The following is a 17,311-nucleotide window of genomic DNA, read 5'->3' as shown; positions in this document are numbered from 1 at the left end:
GCGAGGGCCGCTCGCCGTCGTCGATGAACCCCGGGCGGCGCGCCAGCGCCGAACGGTCAGCGGCGGGCGTCCGAAGGACGCCGACTCACGGCGAGCGGCCCTCGCGTCTTCCACTGTGAGGCCGAAGCGAACGCCGAGATAGCGTCGCGGCGAGCAGCAGGGAGCGCAGCGACGGGCTGCGAAGCTGCAGCGCCATCGAGGCGTGAGCGCGCCGGCAGGGCAGGAGCGAAGGCGCCAGCTGCACATGCAGGCTGACGCCGAGCGAACTGCCCGGCTGCATTGGCGAAGTCGCGGCAGCGTCCTTCTACCGGCCCGAAAGGCCGGCTGCGAAGCAGTCCGAAAGGAGTGGGGGGTCTGGAGGGAGAGGCGGCTAGCCGCTCCCCCCAAGGGGTGGCGGCGTGCTCGATGCGCGCCGCCACCCCACCAGAGGCGCGCACCCGCAGGGCCGAAGCGCAGCGAAGGAGGGTGTCAGCCCTTGCGCGCAGCACCGGGGATGTTTGGAGGTGAAGATTCGGCGGCCAGCCGGCGGGGGGCGTCAGGGCCGCCCCTCACCTGCATGCCGAGCCGGTCGATCCGGCCCGGCATGCACCGCGAGAGGGGGCGCCACCGGAGGCGGAGACCGCTTGCGGGCTCCGTGAGCGGAGCGAATAGCACCCGGTCGCCGCAGGCGGCTCGCCCATCTTCCGTCGCCCGTACGAGCCATCACCGAAATGAATCATGATGGCCCGACCGATTCATAAGTGTCGTTGGACGTACCGGATGGGAACGGGGGATAAGATGGGATGCTCGAACAAGACGTTGTCCCTGCTTTGCTCCGTCGTGTCGACCCGGCGCGCAACATGGCACGATATTACGGGGTGGCGGTCGAGCCCACGCTGTTCGGATGGTCCGCCGTCGTGCGCGACTGGGGACGCATCGGCTGCTCCGCGCGGCGACGTCTCGACCTCTATGACGATGAAGATCAGGCGGTCGCGGCGGCCGACAGGCTGCTGCGAAGCAAGTTGAGGCGGGGTTATGGTCCTGGATGACGTCGGCAACTGAGCAGGCGCAACGGGAGGCCGGCCGGTCGATCCGGCGGCCTCCCGAGCACTGCGCTGGCGGCGCCTCCTATGAAGGAGGCGCCTCGTCCTCTTGGTTGATTTCGCGCAGCTTCCGTTCGACCTCGTCGAGCCGAGCGTCGAGTTCCGCGAGCGCCCTCTTGAGTTCGGCCTCGATCCAGCGACGATCCTTGCGGATGACCGCATTCCGCAACTCGGCGCGCAGTTCCTCGATGTGTTGTTCGAGCATCATCGTCGTTCTCCTTGAGTTCGTGTGAAGGACGACGCCGCGGATCATGGGGGAAGGGGTTGGGTCGAGACCCGCCGCAGGCGGCTCGCGCGCGGAGGAGCCGATTTTTCCGGCGGGCCGCCCTTCGCGGCTCGGCGGAAAAATTGGAGGGGCCGCGCGGTCTCGAGGCGACCCCTTCCCCCCATGATACGATAGGAAGGCCTGAGCAGAGCGATCCCGCGCCCGCAGGGCGCGTCCGTATCCGGCGACCAGCCGGCGGGAGTGTGAGGTCGCCCCGCCTTGGGAATTTGCTTCCGAAGGACTTACATCGGATGATGGTCCGCGTCATAACGCGACAGGCCGGAAAGGGATAAAACATGCCGCCGCATCTCAATGATGAAAAGCGCAAGACAGATCTCGCGCCAGATTGGGATGATGACCAACGGCTGCACAAGCGCCTGAGCAACGCGCTTATGCGGATTCGTGATGTGTACGGTCTGACGAGCAGGGAATTGGCAGAACGTATCGATGTGACCGAAAGCTATATGTCTCAGGTGCTGAATTGCCGCCGCGACGTTCGTCTGTCGATGCTGAACCGCATTTCAAAGGAGTTCGGAATCGAAGCGTCTGAACTGCTGGAAGATAAATGGGGCGAGGCGAAGCTGCGGCGACGTCGAAGAAAAAAGCTCAAGCCGGGCGCGGCCGGCACCGAATAGGACACGGTCTTTGCCTGCAGGCGCATGTGTGCGGCACGATCTGAGCCGCTCACGAAAGCTCATCCTGGCTGGGCCGAGCGATCAGCCCTCGAAAGAAACCGCTTCAAGCTCAAACCGGCCAATAAGATGTAGGGCGGCAGGGCGAGTGAATAGTGACCACAATTCATTTCAAGGATGTTGGGCCGAGCGCCGGCGTCGTTCAGCTTCTGGATGAAGCGCGTCGACAGCTCCGGCAAAACCACCTTGTCCCTCTCAGCCAACACGACCTGCAGAGCGAGATCCGGTCGCGCCAGGCGATCTACGCAATTTTCCAGGTTGAGCGGACCCCAGGCCCGCCTGAGATCGGCAAGACCGATTTCAGGCTCAAGGCTGTCGCGTATCGCTCGGGTCGCGCGACCGGTCCAAACCATGTCGGCCAAGCTCCCGGCCGTCAGAAACAACGAGGCTTTCAACACCGCCCGGTCATGCGCGGCAACCAAACCGGCAACCCAGGAACCCAGGCTCATGCCGAGAACCGAAATGTCACGATACCCGTTGCCCTTCAACCAACGAATGAGCTTTCGGCCGTCCAACACTGCCTGTCTTACGGATTGGATCGTACGACCGAGGTTGGCGCTAAGCATGTAGTCGGCGTGCGAGGATCCGGGACGGCTGCGCTGGAAGTGATAGGGCATTCTGGGCCGCCAGTAATGGCCACGGGCTGAGCTATATCTGGAAGCCCCAGCGCAACGTCGCTTCCGGCTTTCTTCCGTTCTCGCCTTTTCGCCGTTAACCGCGATTGGGCCGCGCTAAGCTCCACCTGCCATTCCCCGGTCGCCACCGGATCATCGCAGCCAAAAACCCTTGCCAGCCAACGGATGTTGGTTGTGCTGATCCCCTTGTCGTTTTCTTGGAACCAAAGCTGCACCGTTCGCAGGTCGACTCCAATCCGGTTGGAATCGATCTGTGAAATCGTCTCCGCGAGACGCTCGGGCGTCCACGGACCCACAGGAAAACCATCGTCGCCCAGCGGGCGTCCCAGACCTGCTGCCGCCATCCGCCTGAACAATTCTTTGAAATCGCTCCCATCGCGCGGCGGCGGAAGAAAATATTTTCCGTTCTTTATCAGCTGCTTACAGTCGATGCCTTCGTTTCGCTTCGCTCGTTTTCGTATCCTATCGCGCCTTCGTCCTCAATCAACGCTTTTATCGCCACGGTTTTGGCCGGCACAGGAGAGGATCGAATCATCGGGACCGGTTAGGGCGGCTACAAACAGGCCTCAGCGATGCTTCTGTCTCGCGAGCCCGTGAGACCGCTCATCCTCGCGGGACTTGTTGCTGTTTGGGATGACAGTGATCGGGGCGTTGACCCGGAGCGTGGCGAACACGCCTTCCATCGAGCCGTCGGCCTTGGCGGTGAGGTTTGCGACCGTGGTGGCCATGGTACTTCTCCTTCGCTTGCATCGGGACCATTCCCGATGGCGCCAAAGGAGGGGGCCGTCCTGCTGCGGTCACTCGCCAGGAAATTCCGGAAAATTCTATTTGCCGCAGACAGCGGGCCGCACTTTCAAGGGGCCCGCTTGCGGGAAGGAAAGTGTCTGGCCCGCAACAAAAGACCGAAATCGAATTTTCCGGAATTTCTTGCCGAGCGTACCCCCAACGGGGGTTGACCGCAAAAGCAGGCGGTCCACTACAAAGGCGACATAGAACGGGATTGGTCCGGATGTGAGCGAAGGCGATCCCCGGCCGCCATCGCAAATCCCCAGCGCCGCGCGGCGCTCGCGGTCAGGTGTTTACCCCGCCTTCGGAGCTGCCTCTCCGCCGCCTGCACCGCACCCGAACGTTCCGCGAGGCGGCCCATGCCACCGTTCGCCATCATGCATCCGAGCTTCGGGGCCGCTACCGGCGGAGACGCACGCTTCCGACACCGGCGAGGTGATCATCCGACATCAAGCTGCCGGCAACCGGAATTGCGTCGTCTGATACCACCGCCCTGCCCGTGGCGCGACGGACGGGCAGCGTATTCCGAGGAACGCCGGCGAGCCGCGAGAGGCGGCGTCACAAGGGGTCGGCCTTCGGCCGGGTCAGGGCAGCAGCTCCCATCACCTTGACGCGAACCGACCATTGCGGCTCGCCGCGATCAGGCTTCCAGCGCGAGGCGCTCGTCCGCCGTCATGCGGGCTTCGACTTCGCGCCGAACGTCGGCACTGGCATGATGGAGCATGGCGTGCCAGTCCGCGATGCTGTGGACGGTTCCGACCGTGCCGCGCATCGTGTCGTAGACGACGCAGGGGCTGCCGCAACCGGCAAGGCGCAGCACGTTGAGGCAGGTACCCGGCGAGGCGCCGTCCCAGACCATCAGCCCGAAATCGGCGCGCCGGGCCATCTCCCGGTCCTTCTCGGCGTGGACGGCAAAGCCCCGTGCGCCCTCCAGCGGCTGGATGTGATAGGTGGCCCAGTCACCGAGATTGTTGCGCGGTTCTGGTCCGGCGTGGAAGACGCCGACATGCTCGTAATTGTAGCCGGCGAGCAGGCTTTGCATTTCGGCATCGGCTCCAGGCGCGTCGCCGATCAGGACGCCGTGCTCGGCGGCTACGATTGCGCCGATCCTCTCGATCACAGTACCGGGCAGTTCGAAGATGTCGCGCGAGCCGCCTAAAAATATCATCGCCATGGTCGCTCTTCCTTTCTCTCAAAGCCCCCGCCCCGGCCCGGCTCTCCCCTCGCTCTCCTGCGCGCGTGTTCGTCACCGCAGGCCGAGGCGGCGAGGCCGGCCCGGAAGCGGCGGCACGCCGCGACCAAGGCCCGGCCGGCCGCGAGCCGGGGCGCCCACTGGATGGTCAAAGAGAAGCAGAAAGGGAAAGCGTCAATCCATACGGTCGACACGCCGACTCGATTGCCGCGCTGTGGCAAAGGCGGTCGCGATCTTCATTACGAAGGCCTTGCTGAAGCGGCCAAGGATGTCGTTTCCCGGTTCTATGTACCAGGAGTGCTCGGCGACATCGTAATTGTATTCGTCGACGATGATCCAGCATCGCTTCAGGTCGCTCAGACCGGCGCGCCGGCGCTCGATATCCGGGATGTCGAGCGCAACGCGACCGCGTTGCGGCGGCTGGGTTGTGATGGCGAGAAGCGCGAGATGGGTCAGACCATCACTCGCGCCTTTGACGGCTACTACGACGCAGGTCGGCCGGACCTTGCGGCCTTCGGTCTCGCCGCGTTCCTGCTGCCATACCCAGAGATAGGATAACCGATGACCTGGCCAGGCAGGAACTCACGGCTCATCGTCATAGCCTTCGCCGCGCGCCAGCCGGTCGATTTCCGCGGCGAAGAGGTCCTTGTGCTCCTCCGGCATATCGGAGACACGATAGGCGCGGCGCGGATCCCTGCCGGTACGCATCCGCTCGTAATGCTCGTAGCTCATCAGCACGAAGCGGGGCTTGCGGTGTTTGGTGAGCATGACCGGTTCGCGGCTGGCGGCATCGGTGACGTCGCCAACCTGTTTGTTGAGGTCGCCTGTCGTGAACTGTCGCATGGCCAAGTCTCCATATGCTTCTCCATAATATCCATATTTTCCTGATTTGCAAGAAAATGACTCCTCGCTACAAAGATCGCGGGAGGCGGATACGAAATGCGAGTGCAGGACGAACCCGACTCCAAGGTCGGGTTCGTCGATGATGTGGCGACGAAAGCGCGTTTCGGAACAAGGGTGAGGAAAGTGGCGCTCACGCGCCACCCTCCGTGAACCGCCAGACCGGGATGCCGAGGCGGCGGGCCTTGTCGGCGAGGTTCTCGGTGATGCCAGATCCGGGGAAGACGATCAGCCCGTAAGGCATGACCGAGAGCAGCTGGTCGTTGCGCCGAAACGGGGCGGCCTTGGCGTGCCGGTTCCAGTCCGGCTTGAAGGCGATCTGCGTGACCTTGCGGTTCTCGGCCCAGCAGGCGGCGATGCGCTCGGCGCCGCGCGGGCTGCCGCCGTGGAGCAGGACCATGTCGGGATGTTTCTCGCGGGCTTTATCCAATGCCTCCCAGATCCTGTCGTGCTCGTCGCAGTCGAGACCGCCGGCAAATGCGATCTTTGTGCCTGCCGGCACCAGCACCTCGGTATCGGCGCGGCGACGGGCAGCGAGGAAGTCGCGGCTGTCGATTACCGTCGCCGTCATCGCCTGATGGCTGACTTTGGAGCCGGTACGCGGCCGCCAGGCCGAGCCGGTCTGCGCCTCGTAGAGGTCGGCGGCCTCGTCGCGCATGATTTCCAGCACGTTGCGGCGCTCGATATAAGTGATGCCTTCGGCCGTCAGCCGTTCCAGCTCCACTGACTTCACCTCCGATCCGTCCTGTTCGTTCTGGCTCGAGCGCTGTGCCTCCTCGTTGCGGTCGAGGTTGCGGGCGACGCGCTCGGCCGCGCGGTGGAAGACATTGGTGAAGGACCAGAGCAGGTCGTCGAGGTCGGGTTCGAGCCTGGTGTCGCCGAGCATTCCGGCAAATGTCTCGACGATGCCGGCAAGGCCACTCCGGATCACCGCGTCGTCGGGCAGCGGGCGGGGATCCGGCTCGTCCTGATGCGGACGATGGCCGTACATCTGCAGTTCGAGGATGACGCGGTCGGTCGGCGAGGAGGTCGCCGAGACATAGACGATGCGAGCGTCGGGCAGCGCATGCTGGAGCCTGAGGCCAGCCCTACCCTGCTGCGAGGGTGCAACATCGCCGCGCTCGCTTTTGCCACCGGCGGCGTTGGCCATGGCGTGCGCTTCGTCAAAGACAATGACGCCGTCAAAATCCTTGCTGACCCAGTCGATAATCTGTGCGATGCGGGATTTCTTGCCGTCGCGTTCCTGCGAGCGGAGCGTGGCATAGGTCGTGAACAAAATACCTTCGGCGAGGCGGATCGGCGTGCCCTGCCGAAAGCGCGAGAGCGGTTGGACGAGCAAACGTTCCTGACCAAGCGCCGACCAGTCGCGCTGGGCGTCCTCCAGCAGCTTATCCGACTTGGAAATCCAGATGGCGCGGCGACGGCCCTGCAGCCAGTTGTCCAGGATGATGCCGGCGACCTGTCGTCCCTTGCCGCAGCCGGTGCCATCGCCCAGAAACCATCCGCGACGGAAGCGGATGGCGTTTTCAGCACCTTCGGGAGCGGCCGAGACGACATCGCAGGTCTCGTCGATCGTCCAGGCGCCGGCGAGATGGCCGGAATGCGCCTCGCCGGCATAGATCACGCTCTCGATCTGGGCGTCAGACAGCAAACCTTCGTCGATGATCGCGTCAGGCAGCAGCGGACGGTAGGATGGTTTCGGCGGCGCGACCGCCGCCATGGCGGCCGACTGCACCAGCGGCGTGGGATGGGGTTTGGCGCGCGGAATGTGGATCGACTGGAGCGCATAGGGCTCGTAGATCGTGTCCGTGAGCCGGCCACCACCCTCCGGCATCCAGTCACGCAGCTCGTAGACGAGCGGGGCGACTGGTGTGCTAGTCGCGATGGCAGGACGGGCAGGCTTCACCCGGGCAACCCGCCGCGCCGAGCGCACGATTTTCGGGTCTGCCGCAGACCTGGCGGCAGGTGCGGGTTTCGCTGCCGATCGAGAAGTGGCCACCCGCATTGCGGCATTGCGCATGATGCTGGTCGACAGGGCGCCGATCGAATCCGGAAAGCCGCCCGGCGTGCGGGGCAGCAGATCGGAGATCCAGGAGAGCAGCGTCTCGACATCGGGGGCTTTGCCCGGCGACGCTACGAACGCGGATGGATCGGTCGCCGGGATCTTGTCGATAATGGTGAGGCGGGTTTCGGCGGTGGTGCCGTGACGGGCATAGACGCGGCCGTCGATCGCCGCGGTGAAGACCACCCTGCCCTGCTGCTGCAGCCGCTCGAAGGCTGCCCGCCATTTGGGGTTTTCAGGAGAAAGGCCCGTTCCGGTGATGGCGACAAGACGGCCGCCGGCGCGCAGACGGGCAAAGGCAGAAGAGAAATGGCGCCATGCAGCGTCGGTTACACGACCCTCGACATGGGCGCCGACCGAAAAGGGCGGGTTCATCACTACGACGGACGGCTTGATGGCGGCATCGAGATGATCGTCGATATGGGCTGCGTCATGCCGGGAAACAACAACGCGCGGGAATAGCAGGTCGAGCAGATCGGCTCGGGTCGCGGCAAGTTCGTTGAGCACGAGCGACGCCCTGGCGATTTCGGCATGGACGGCGAGCAGGCCGGTGCCGGCCGAAGGTTCGAGAACAATATCCGATGATGAGATCGCGGCGGCGTGTGCGGTAGCGAAGGCGAGCGGCAGCGGCGTCGATAGCTGCTGCATCGCCTGGCTCTCGCGGGAGCGCCGCGTATGGGTGGGAACGAGGTCGGCGATGCGTCTCATCATCGCCAGTGCGGCTTGCCGCGAGACCGATCGCGACAGGATCGCCGCACCGAAGCGCCGGAGAAAAAGGATCTGGGCGACTTCGAGCGCCTCATAGGCGTCCTTCCAGACCCAGAAGCCCTGCGCGTCCGTGCCGCCGAAGCTGTCGGTCATGGTCGTTCGCAATGCCGCGGTCGTGATGGGCTTGCCCTGTTCCAGGGAGGGAAGAAGCTGGGTCGCCACCTGATGAATAGCGTGAGCGGCGTCGATAGAGCGCGATGCCGGGGCGACAAGTGGAGCGGCCGTCCGGGCGGCGGGCGTCGGGGTCGTGACGATGTTCATGGAGATGTCCTTCGAGCAAGAGTGTCCGCCCTGCCGGCGCACTCTCTGCGCCCGGCAAGGCCGAACTCCTCCCGGCCCCTCTCTCCCTCCCTGCGACCAGACGGGTCGGCCTTGGGAAAGGCATGACTCAATGACCTGCGGAAGGGGGCAACCGAAATAATGGATTTGACGCGGCGATTCAGGGTCGAAGCTGAGTCCTACGAGCGGAATGCGCCAAGTCGCCTGCACGCAGCACTGAGGTCTGCTTATGAACGAAGGCACCGCCGCCCTGGCGGTGCACGAAGCCAAGCTTGAGGGAAACGTCTATCTGATTGCCGTCGCGAAATGCACGACGGAGGCAGCCGGTCCGGCGATCACCGAGGATGATGGTCCTGATGACTGTAGCGGAGAACCGGATTGCGTATGAAACCGCCTACGAAAAGGACAGGTCGGTTCGGCAGCCGAGCACGAAGGGGCGGCACTACAAACCGCCCGTCAATCGGCCGATCACGTCTGGAAACGGAGACATGAAGATGCGTTGGAGCGGCTGGATGCCGCCGCTGCCAGCTTGATCAAGATAACGGCCATGCAGCGCTGAGCCGCGGTCAGAGTCCAAGCTTCTTTTTCAGCTCCGCATTCTCCTTGCGCAGCCGCTCGGCCAGCAGTTTCTTCAGGCGAGCGTTTTCCTCCTCAAGTGCGAGGAGATCCTTCAACTCGCCGCTCTCCGGCACCGCGGCTGCAGCCTTCTTCCACTGATAATAGGTCTGCTCCGAAATGCCGGCCTGTTTCGTGGCGTTCTTGGTGCTCGCGCCGCCGGTGATCGACTTCTCGATCTGGGCAAGTTTTTGCGTGCGCTCCTTGGTGGAGTAGATCTTGCGGGGCGCCTTGGCGGGCGCCGCAACACCGGGTTCCGAGACAACCGCTTTGGTAACATTCTTTGCGGCTGACCGCTTCGGTTGCGCCTTCGCGGCCCTCCTGGTTCGCGGAGCCTTTTTCTTGGTCTCAGCTGCTTCCGCCTTCGCAGGCACGTCAGTCATGGTCTGTGTTGATTCAGCTTCCTGAGGATCGGCCATAAGGTGCTCCGCATGCGATTTATTCCCGTCCCCAGCATCAATGGGTGTTCCATCGGAGTCAATAAGCTGGTGATCCGGCCGCTCCACGGGCTTGCTCTGTGTTGCCGCATCGGCGGCAATAGCGGACAGGTCGAGATCGCCCCAGATCGAGCGGTTCTGCCTCGGGCCCCTGCGCTTCTGTTTGACTTCTATGATGAAGGGCCGGGCCTGGCGCCGCATGGTTACTTCCTTGCAGGGGTCGATACAAATGAAAGCCGTTGCTTGATGCCGTGCGGTGAAGATTCAATCTTCCATCGCCTCACGTTTCCAGCGGAGCTTTAGCGGATGTGACCGACGACAGGCAAGCGGCGTTCCAATCAGATATTTCTTGAGCTGTTGGTTCGTGCGAGAGCGCCAACAAGGTTGTTAACTTGATCGCTATCCACAGGCGGTCATCGCTCGACTCAGGGACCCCTGACAAAGTCAACATGCTGACGAGGAGTCAGCGGGCTTGAGGCTCGGTGACGACATCCTCCCTGGAGCCGAGCCTCGCCCTGCCCCATTAGCCCAGAAAGGGACCTGAGGCTGTGTAGCGAACTCACAACCGCGACAGTCAAGGGGGCTGAGAGCAGACAGCTGTGAACAAGCTGGGGCGTCGATTGCAATACCGCTGCGTTGCAGGCAATTTCGCTTATGGTGACGGATGAGCTGGATGCGCTGGTTTTCAAGATGGCGCTCGAAAGCGTTCGCGCCCTTCCATTGAGCTTCGCTGAGAAAGCGGCCGAAATAGCCGCCAGGAGCCGCGGCGTATTGCTGTTCGACGTTAGGATCGATGGTGACGCAGAAGTCCAGCGCATCGCGGCTATTCGATATACCAGCGATCAGATGGGTATCCTGGCATTGGACAAGCAGGACTCCTCAACCCGCCAATGCATGATCAATGATGCTTTCTCAAGCCTCATCGCTCCGCTGGAGACTTGGGCCGGCTTGCCATTGTCGACGCAGGCCACAATCGACATCACAGGCCACGTCAGCCTCTTTGTCGGCGCCCTGCGAAATTCAGGTTACCTGTTCCGCAGCTAGCTTTTATCAAGTCGGATTCTTGTGCGACCGACGCGAGATCGCCGTTGCTCACCAGGCCGATCTCGAGACAGCTGTCCTTGGCGAAACGGTAGAACACCTGCAGCACGAGCGCATGGAGAACGGCAACGAAGGCGATGTCGACGTCGCGCGCCAGCGCATTGCGAAGTGCCAGCGTCTTTTGCGCAGTGAGGTCGAAGACGAGGCGGTCCGGCAGCGGCTTGATGCCTTCGTCCTCGGGCTCCTCGGCCGCTTCGGATGCGCCGTTCAAAGACCGGCCGTTGACGGTGACGCCACCGGCGCCGTCGTCCTCGGCGTCCGCCGTGTCGCGATCCTCGTCGCCGATCGCCTCATCATCCTCGTCCGTCTCCGCTCGCGGTTCGTCTTCTGGACGCACGAAGCCCGCTTCGACTTGAAGCTGACCGTTGGCACCGAGCGTGACGAAGGCGCCGGCGATGGCCTTCTGCGCCGGGTCGTAGACATGAGGCCGATCGGCGAACGCGTCGAGTTCGGCGCCGAGTTGGTCGAGCCTGTTCTCGATCTCTTCGTCTGCCTCCTCCATCTCGGCATATTTGGCGTCGAGCTCATCGTATTCGGCCTTGACAGCATCGTGCCGGGCGACTTCCTCGGCGCTCATCTCTTCCGGTTCGGCATAGACGCGCCGCATGCCGGAGGTGTGGCCATAGGGGAAGCTGATCGCCGCCTCGGCCCATTTCCATCCGTCGGCGCGGATGGCCTCGGCGTCGACCTTCAGCTTTTCGAAGACCAACTGCTCGAGAAGGGCCGCGTCCTGGAACCAGCCGCCGGAGTCCTGCTCGAACAGGTCGCGCAGGATGATCCCACCGGCCGCCTCATAAGCTTGAGCGCCGACATAGACGGCACGGCGATCGTCGGCGCGGACCGTGGTTTCCGTCAGCAGGCGCCGGATATAGTAGGGTTCCTGCATATTCGAATTGTCGGAGATGCGCTCCCAGACCTGCTCCTGACGGGCATGGTCGTCCGAGATCGAGAAGGCTATGATCTGCTCAAGACGGATTTCATCCTGCTCATAGAGATCGAGCAGCTTTGGTGAGACGTTGGCGAGCTTCAGCCGCTGCTTCACCGTGTTCGGCGAAACAAAATAGCGGGCGGCGATCTCCTCGACATCGAGCCCCTGCTCGCTCAACGTCTTGAAGGCGCGGAACTGGTCGAGCGGATGCAGGTTCTCGCGATGGACGTTTTCGGCGAGCGAGTCATCCTCCATGCTCGTCTGATCGGAACGATTGACGATGCAGGGCGTCGGCGCGGTCTTCGCCATTTCCTTGCGCTTGGCCAGAAGCTGGAGTGCCGAGAATCGCCGACCGCCGGCGGGCACTTCATAACGTCCAGTCTCCTCGCCCTCTTTCACCTCAGGGCGGACGTTGAGGCTCTGGATAAGGCCGCGGCGTGCGATGTCGGTGGCAAGGTCCTCGATCGAAACGCCGTTCTTGATCCGGCGGACGTTCTTCTGAGATAGGAACAGCTTGTCGAAGGGGATGTTTTCGGCCTGGTTGAGGGTGATCTTCTGAATGGCGTTCTTTGCCATGGTCAGGTCTCCATGACGGGCGGCCCGGGGCCTCTCCCCGAACCTCCAAACCCGTCGGGAACCCTCCCCCCGCCCTCTAACTCTCGCGGCCGCGCGCCAACGCTGACCGAAAGCCGCGACGCGGCACTGGATTATTGGGGGAGAGGAAGCTATATATCTTCCACAAACGTGGAAGGATTATTGTCATGGCCGGGTTCGCCAGCGAGGCGCTCACCGCCAATGAGGCGGCATCGGTAACGCAAGTGCCGCTCAAGCAGGTGCATCGCATCATCGACGCCGGGCTGTTGCGAGGCTGTGTGGAGAGGCGTCGCGGCAGCCGCGTCATCGTAGGATCGGGCCTGCTTGGACTGCGTCTGGCATGGCTGACGGCTGAGACGCTGACGCCAATGGCAAGACGGGCGATCGTCGAACGCGCAATCGCGACCGATGCTGCATCGGTGGTTGCGGCCGACCCGCTGAAGGTCGATCTCAAGCCGATTGCTGCCGACGTCAAGACCGGCCTTGTGCGGCTGCGGAAGGCGAAGGCGATGGTGGCTCGGGATTCCGATATCCTTGGCGGCCAACCCATCTTTGCCGGAACGCGGGTGCCGATCCATGACGTCGCCGACATGCTCGCCAACGGCGATGCGCCCGAGGCGATCCATGTCGCCTATCCGCAGTTGACGCTCGACCAGATCGGCTTGGCCGCCGACTACGCGCTCGCCTATCCCAGACGCGGCCGTCCACCGGCGAAACCGGCTTGGCGAGGCAAGCCCGCAAGATCTTCGCGCACGGTTCATCTCGACGGTCTGCCGGCGGCTTCGTGAAATTCCTGATCGACGAATGCCTGAGCCCGGATCTGGCGAAGCTCGCGCGCGAGCGCGGGTATCCGGAGTCCAGCCATGTGCGCTGGCTCGGGCTGGCAGGGGCGAAGGATCATGTGGTGACTAGGCGTGCCGTCGATGACGGCTACGTCCTGGTCACCCACAATACGGCGGATTTTCGCGGGCTTTATGGCCGTGAGGAGGTCCATGTCGGCCTGGTCGCGCTCAACACGGCTCCGGGATTGATGAGCCTCGACTTTCAGCTGCGCCTCTTCCTTCTCGCCCTCTCGGAACTTGGCGGCGAGGAGGCGTGGAACGAGGTGCTGGAGATTACGGTGAGCGCCGGCCGGGTCGTGACGATCGACCGGTTCGACCTTCCCGAATAGAGCGTTACCCCTCCGGTTCCGCAACGTCGACACGGCCGGCCTTGCGCAGCGTCTCCAGCATCCGGGCGTGGTCCATCAGGATGTGGATGAGCGCCTGCCGATCCACCGTTACCGTCTTGCTCGTGCTGCGTGTACGATCATGCCGCTCATGCAGGAGCTCGAACTCGGCAAGCGTGGTGTAGAGCCGGAGAAGAGGCCGGCCGCTCATGACCCGGTCCTCCGTTCGGCCGGCATGTGCACCGTTCCTTCCAGCCGCGACGCTTGAGATATTCGTCGACGATATTGCCGCCCTGGACATCGAACTCCTGCGTCAGGAAATCCTCGAACGCGCACCCCCACAGCGTCATGGCCCAGTCGTCGCTGAGAATCTCGGCAAGGTCATCGAACTCCATGTCTCCGGCCTTGAGCACGGGGCCGAAGTGATCGTCGAACACCTCCTCAAAACACCCACCCCACTCATCGCGGGCCAGGAACTTCATCAACCCCTTGAGATCATAGCTGGCTGGCATTGTCGGTCTCCAGGTTCTGGCGATATTCGGCGACGATCCGCGAGACCGTTGGCTCGCTGACGTCGTACAGCCTCGCCATCTCGGCGCCGCTCTAGCAAACGCATTCGCGCATCAGAATCAGAAGAAACGCTTCGGCCTGTTCATCCGCACCATCGGCCTGGCGCGGGCCGAGGCGAAACTCATCCTCGCCAACATCGCCTACAACTTCGACAGGCTGATCTTCCATGAACGGGCAAAGCCATGGGCTGAATCCGTCTGGCGTCGGGAAATCGCCCCGATATCGGCCGCTGCGACGTCCTCCCACGCTCAGAAGCGCCATCCTCAACCGACCGCCAACCCCCAATCCAGCTTCAAATCCAGCCGCCGGCTCAATCTGCAGGGGTTAATGCGGATCCCCAGCTGCGAGAACGGGCGTCATGCGGGGCGATTTTTCTACGCTAAAAGCGCCTCTATTTCCACGAGTTGCGGCATAGCCGACGCGGTTCCCTTCCGCGTCACCGTAATGCCCGCCGTCGCACAGCCGAAACGAACGGCATCGACCGGCTGCATGCCCTTGGAAAGGGCGGCCGAAAAACCACCCACAAATGCATCCCCAGCCCCTGTAGTATCGATGACCGCTCCGGACGATTGGGCAGACACATGCACCGTTTCCAAAGGGGTGTGATAGAGAACGCCCCGACTGCCGAGCGTAATCAGAGCGGCTTTCACTCCTTTCGAAAGAAGAACGTCTCCGGCACGCCTCGCGTCCCGCTGTGTCTGAAGCGGGAAACCGACAATCGCGGCGGCTTCGGTTTCATTGGGCACTATATAATCGCATAGCGGGTAAATAGCTTCCGGAAAAGCTTCAGCCGGCGCCGGATTGAAAACGGTGATGACACCGGCGGCGCTTGCGATCTTTAGTGCATGCAAAGCCGTTTCGGCCGGCTGCTCGAGTTGCGTCACGAAGACACTGGAGCGCTCGATCGTCTCGCGAGCGGATTCCACATCGGAGATGCCAAGCGTGCCGGCAGCGCCCGGGTAAATGATGATTGCATTGTCGCCTTTCGAGGCATTGAGATAGATGAAGGCGGTGCCGGTCGGCAGGTCCTCCATCTGCACGACATGCGCCGAAATCCGCTCCTCAGTATAAATTTTCAGCGCCATTTCGCCGAAGGCGTCACGGCCGATCTTGGAGATGAATGATACGGAGGCACCAGCGCGCGCCGCAGCAACAGCCTGGTTGGAGCCCTTACCCCCAGGACCGACCGAAAATCCGGTGCCGATGATCGTTTCCCCGATCACAGGCATGCGATGGGCCACATGGACCATATCAGCCACGAAAACCCCGACAATCGACACACCCGACTTCATCACCATCTCCAATGCAGGTAATTGGCCGAGGCTGATCTCTCAGCCTCGGCGATAGGCAATTTTACTGGCCCGCCGACCAGGAGACGATCTGTTGCCAGAGCTTGTTGTAGCCTTCCCAGGTGATAAAAGCTTCCGGTGCCCAATGCGGGGCGCAATCGGAGGTGAAGGCGACCGAGCGACCCTTTCCGAACGAACCGCAGGCGATCAGCGGGTCTGCCCCGACGGAGGCTACCAACTCGCCACCGGCCTTCATGCTCACCCGGTTATAGCCGAGCAGATGCGGCCAAGCTTCGCCAATCCCGGCCACAACCGGGTGATCCTTGGCCTCCACGCGCGGTATGACACCCTGTGGAAATTCCGCGCGGTCGTCCGTCGCCTGGAGACCAACCGGCAGAATCTCTTCGATCGCGCTGCCGCGATACTGGCCCTTGGCGTTGATGCCCTGGAAGGTCAGGTAGCCGCCGACCATGACGAAGCCGCCACCGGCCTTGACGTAGTCGCGGATTACCTCAAGGCGGTTCGGCAGAACCTTGCCCCGGACGAACGTATCGGGGTGGAGAAGCAGCGTGTTGGCGCCGACATCGCTTAGGATGACGCTGTCATATTTGGCAAGCTCCTCGACGGTGACGGGAAATTCCCGTGCCGCCACATGAGCCGGCTGGTAGTCGACACGCCAGCCGCCGGCCTCGAGCGCGCCGCGCAACCAATGGATGCCTTCGGAATATTCTGTGGTGGTGAAGCTGTCGAAGCCCTTCTGGTGGATGCTGTGAACGGTCCAGGATTCACCTGCAATGAGAACGCGACGGGTCTTTTCCATTTTTCTCTCTTTCAACATGGTTTGACGCTGGGCTTGCGGCCCAGCACCGGTGTGGTGATTGTCCATGGCCGTCTGGCCACCGATTGACGTTCCACAAGTGTGGTCGGCAACCGCCCGAGGTCGGGAAGCGGCTGCTCATTCATCACCGCAAAAAGCGCCTGGAAGGCTTTTCGCCCCAGTTCCTGCACCGGCTGACGTATGGTCGTCAGCGGCGGCGCCAGAAGCCCGGCAAAAGGCATGTCGTCAAAGCCGACGAGGGAGATGTCGTCGGGCACGCGCAGGCCGCGCTCGCCGATATGCTGCATGGCGCCGATCGCGACGAAATCGCTGCCGGCAAAGAGCCCGGTCGGACGTTCGGGGCTATCCAGAATGTCCTTCATGGCCGCGACACCGAATTCGCTCGTATAGGACCCCAGCAGGATATGCGTCGGCTCCAGCCCGGCCTCGCCCATGGCGCGCATGAAGCCGCTTTGGCGCTCTATGGTGCTCATCAGGTCGGCCGGCCCGCCAATATGCGCAATGCGCCTGTGGCCGGCCTCGATCAGAAATCGCGTCGCCTGATATGCGCCCTCGGCGTTCTCCACGAATATTCTGGGGCCGGAAAAACCCGGCACGTCCTCGTCCAGCAGCACGATATTCGCATGTTTTTCGATGAAGGCCGCAAGCGTGCCGTCATCGGGCTTGTTGGTCATCAGGATCAGGCCGTCGACATGTCGGTCCCCGAGCCGGCTGATCTGCTCGATTTCGCGCGTCCGCATCCCGCGGGTGCTCGACAGCAGGACGGAATAACCATGCCGCTCGGCCTCGTCCTCTATCGCGGCAACCAGATTGGTGAAGAACGGGTTGGCAATTTCCGGCGCGACAACGCCGATGATCTCCGCCTTTCCGGTGCTCAGTCGCTTGGCCAACAGATTGGGGCGATAGCCTAGTTGCTCGATCGCCGCGTCGATGCGCGAGCGCGTAGCCTCGGGCAGCTCAAGATGATTGTTCAAGTATCGCGATATGGTCGTTGGCGAAACACCGGCTTGCCGCGCTACGTCCTTTATTCCGGCCATTTCATGCCAATCCTTGTTACGGCGACCTGCGCATCACGCCGCCGCCCTGCTCGTCATGTGCTCTCGCCCGAAA

The 17,311-nt window shown here is 62.9% G+C and carries 19 protein-coding genes and 5 pseudogenes; 6 read left to right on the top strand and 18 right to left on the bottom strand.

Features of this window, described 5'->3' with window-relative positions; genetic code table 11:
• Nucleotides 1-85: 85 nt before the first annotated feature.
• The gene (locus tag QU595_RS28550; RefSeq protein ID WP_315928419.1) at nt 86-280 is read right to left on the bottom strand and encodes a hypothetical protein; all 195 of its coding nucleotides are present in this window, start codon (nt 278-280) and stop codon (nt 86-88) included.
• A 502-nt stretch (nt 281-782) separates the two neighbouring features.
• Between QU595_RS28550 and QU595_RS28545 the strand changes: the two genes are divergently transcribed.
• Entirely contained in the window at nt 783-1,028 is a 246-nt protein-coding gene (locus tag QU595_RS28545) for a WGR domain-containing protein (RefSeq protein ID WP_315928417.1), read from the top strand.
• A gap of 79 nt (nt 1,029-1,107) precedes the next feature.
• On the opposite strand, the gene QU595_RS28540 is transcribed toward QU595_RS28545, so the two are convergent.
• The gene (locus QU595_RS28540; RefSeq protein WP_315928414.1) at nt 1,108-1,290 is read right to left on the bottom strand and encodes a hypothetical protein; all 183 of its coding nucleotides are present in this window, start codon (nt 1,288-1,290) and stop codon (nt 1,108-1,110) included.
• A 353-nt stretch (nt 1,291-1,643) separates the two neighbouring features.
• On the opposite strand from QU595_RS28540, the gene QU595_RS28535 reads away from it, so the two are divergent.
• Nucleotides 1,644-1,982: a helix-turn-helix transcriptional regulator gene (locus QU595_RS28535; protein WP_315928412.1), complete on the top strand. Its 339-nt coding sequence runs from the start codon at nt 1,644-1,646 to the stop codon at nt 1,980-1,982.
• Nucleotides 1,983-2,041: 59 nt separating this feature from the next.
• Here QU595_RS28535 and QU595_RS28530 read toward each other — a convergent pair.
• From QU595_RS28530 to QU595_RS28495, 8 genes and pseudogenes are all read right to left on the bottom strand, one after another.
• Nucleotides 2,042-2,656: pseudogene (locus QU595_RS28530) on the bottom strand (alpha/beta fold hydrolase); the annotation flags it as partial.
• Between the two features lie 23 nt (nt 2,657-2,679).
• A pseudogene (locus QU595_RS28525) lies at nt 2,680-3,090 on the bottom strand (hypothetical protein); the annotation flags it as partial.
• Between the two features lie 150 nt (nt 3,091-3,240).
• Complete coding sequence (locus QU595_RS28520) at nt 3,241-3,402, bottom strand: hypothetical protein (RefSeq protein WP_410000589.1); 162 nt, start codon at nt 3,400-3,402, stop codon at nt 3,241-3,243.
• 698 nt (nt 3,403-4,100) lie between these two features.
• A complete protein-coding gene (locus tag QU595_RS28515) occupies nt 4,101-4,634 on the bottom strand; it encodes a hypothetical protein (protein WP_315928408.1) in 534 nt (177 codons plus the stop codon).
• Between the two features lie 192 nt (nt 4,635-4,826).
• Nucleotides 4,827-5,245: pseudogene (locus QU595_RS28510) on the bottom strand (hypothetical protein).
• Nucleotides 5,235-5,495, bottom strand: a complete 261-nt coding sequence (locus QU595_RS28505; protein WP_315928406.1) for a type II toxin-antitoxin system prevent-host-death family antitoxin — start codon at nt 5,493-5,495, stop codon at nt 5,235-5,237. The pseudogene QU595_RS28510 and the gene QU595_RS28505 overlap by 11 nt, the downstream one beginning before the upstream one ends.
• A gap of 190 nt (nt 5,496-5,685) precedes the next feature.
• Nucleotides 5,686-6,123 (bottom strand): DUF2493 domain-containing protein, encoded by a 438-nt coding sequence (locus tag QU595_RS28500; RefSeq protein ID WP_315928581.1) that lies wholly within the window; start codon nt 6,121-6,123, stop codon nt 5,686-5,688.
• A 452-nt stretch (nt 6,124-6,575) separates the two neighbouring features.
• Nucleotides 6,576-8,643: pseudogene (locus tag QU595_RS28495) on the bottom strand (strawberry notch-like NTP hydrolase domain-containing protein); the annotation flags it as partial.
• Between the two features lie 247 nt (nt 8,644-8,890).
• Here QU595_RS28495 and QU595_RS28490 point away from each other — a divergent pair.
• Complete coding sequence (locus tag QU595_RS28490) at nt 8,891-9,049, top strand: hypothetical protein (protein WP_315928404.1); 159 nt, start codon at nt 8,891-8,893, stop codon at nt 9,047-9,049.
• A gap of 178 nt (nt 9,050-9,227) precedes the next feature.
• On the opposite strand, the gene QU595_RS28485 is transcribed toward QU595_RS28490, so the two are convergent.
• Nucleotides 9,228-9,914 (bottom strand): transposase, encoded by a 687-nt coding sequence (locus QU595_RS28485; RefSeq protein ID WP_315928402.1) that lies wholly within the window; start codon nt 9,912-9,914, stop codon nt 9,228-9,230.
• 453 nt (nt 9,915-10,367) lie between these two features.
• On the opposite strand from QU595_RS28485, the gene QU595_RS28480 reads away from it, so the two are divergent.
• Nucleotides 10,368-10,757, top strand: coding sequence for a hypothetical protein (locus QU595_RS28480; RefSeq protein WP_315928400.1), 390 nt, complete (start codon nt 10,368-10,370; stop codon nt 10,755-10,757).
• A gap of 46 nt (nt 10,758-10,803) precedes the next feature.
• Here the strand turns inward: QU595_RS28480 and QU595_RS28475 are convergent.
• Nucleotides 10,804-12,318 (bottom strand): annotated as a pseudogene (locus QU595_RS28475) (ParB/RepB/Spo0J family partition protein); the annotation flags it as partial.
• A gap of 185 nt (nt 12,319-12,503) precedes the next feature.
• On the opposite strand from QU595_RS28475, the gene QU595_RS28470 reads away from it, so the two are divergent.
• Both QU595_RS28470 and QU595_RS28465 read left to right on the top strand, forming a co-directional pair.
• Nucleotides 12,504-13,124 (top strand): DUF433 domain-containing protein, encoded by a 621-nt coding sequence (locus QU595_RS28470; protein ID WP_315928398.1) that lies wholly within the window; start codon nt 12,504-12,506, stop codon nt 13,122-13,124.
• Nucleotides 13,121-13,507, top strand: coding sequence for a DUF5615 family PIN-like protein (locus QU595_RS28465; RefSeq protein WP_315928396.1), 387 nt, complete (start codon nt 13,121-13,123; stop codon nt 13,505-13,507). The genes QU595_RS28470 and QU595_RS28465 overlap by 4 nt, the downstream gene beginning before the upstream one ends.
• 4 nt (nt 13,508-13,511) lie before the next feature.
• Here the strand turns inward: QU595_RS28465 and QU595_RS28460 are convergent, their stop codons facing one another.
• The 6 genes from QU595_RS28460 to QU595_RS28435 all read right to left on the bottom strand — a co-directional run bounded on the left by QU595_RS28460 (nt 13,512) and on the right by QU595_RS28435 (nt 17,238).
• Entirely contained in the window at nt 13,512-13,715 is a 204-nt protein-coding gene (locus QU595_RS28460; RefSeq protein ID WP_035027988.1) for a hypothetical protein, read from the bottom strand.
• Entirely contained in the window at nt 13,654-14,016 is a 363-nt protein-coding gene (locus QU595_RS28455; RefSeq protein ID WP_315928392.1) for a hypothetical protein, read from the bottom strand. Before QU595_RS28455 ends, QU595_RS28460 begins: the two co-directional genes overlap by 62 nt.
• A 91-nt stretch (nt 14,017-14,107) precedes the next feature.
• The gene (locus tag QU595_RS28450) at nt 14,108-14,335 is read right to left on the bottom strand and encodes a hypothetical protein (RefSeq protein WP_315928390.1); all 228 of its coding nucleotides are present in this window, start codon (nt 14,333-14,335) and stop codon (nt 14,108-14,110) included.
• Between the two features lie 113 nt (nt 14,336-14,448).
• Complete coding sequence (gene rbsK, locus QU595_RS28445; protein ID WP_315928388.1) at nt 14,449-15,366, bottom strand: ribokinase; 918 nt, start codon at nt 15,364-15,366, stop codon at nt 14,449-14,451.
• Between the two features lie 61 nt (nt 15,367-15,427).
• Nucleotides 15,428-16,249 carry a glutamine amidotransferase gene (locus QU595_RS28440; protein WP_315928386.1) on the bottom strand — a complete coding sequence of 274 codons (822 nt, stop codon included), beginning with the start codon at nt 16,247-16,249 and terminating at the stop codon, nt 15,428-15,430.
• On the bottom strand, nt 16,195-17,238 hold the full coding sequence (locus QU595_RS28435) for a LacI family DNA-binding transcriptional regulator (RefSeq protein WP_315928384.1): 1,044 nt from the start codon (nt 17,236-17,238) through the stop codon (nt 16,195-16,197). The genes QU595_RS28440 and QU595_RS28435 overlap by 55 nt, the downstream gene beginning before the upstream one ends.
• Nucleotides 17,239-17,311: the final 73 nt, after the last annotated feature.

Source organism: Mesorhizobium sp. SP-1A (genome assembly GCF_032460275.1).
In the GTDB taxonomy this organism is placed as follows: Bacteria; Pseudomonadota; Alphaproteobacteria; order Rhizobiales; family Rhizobiaceae; genus Mesorhizobium.
The sequence above is the reverse complement of the archived record's forward strand: the minus strand, read 5'-3'. Positions and strand labels throughout refer to the sequence as shown.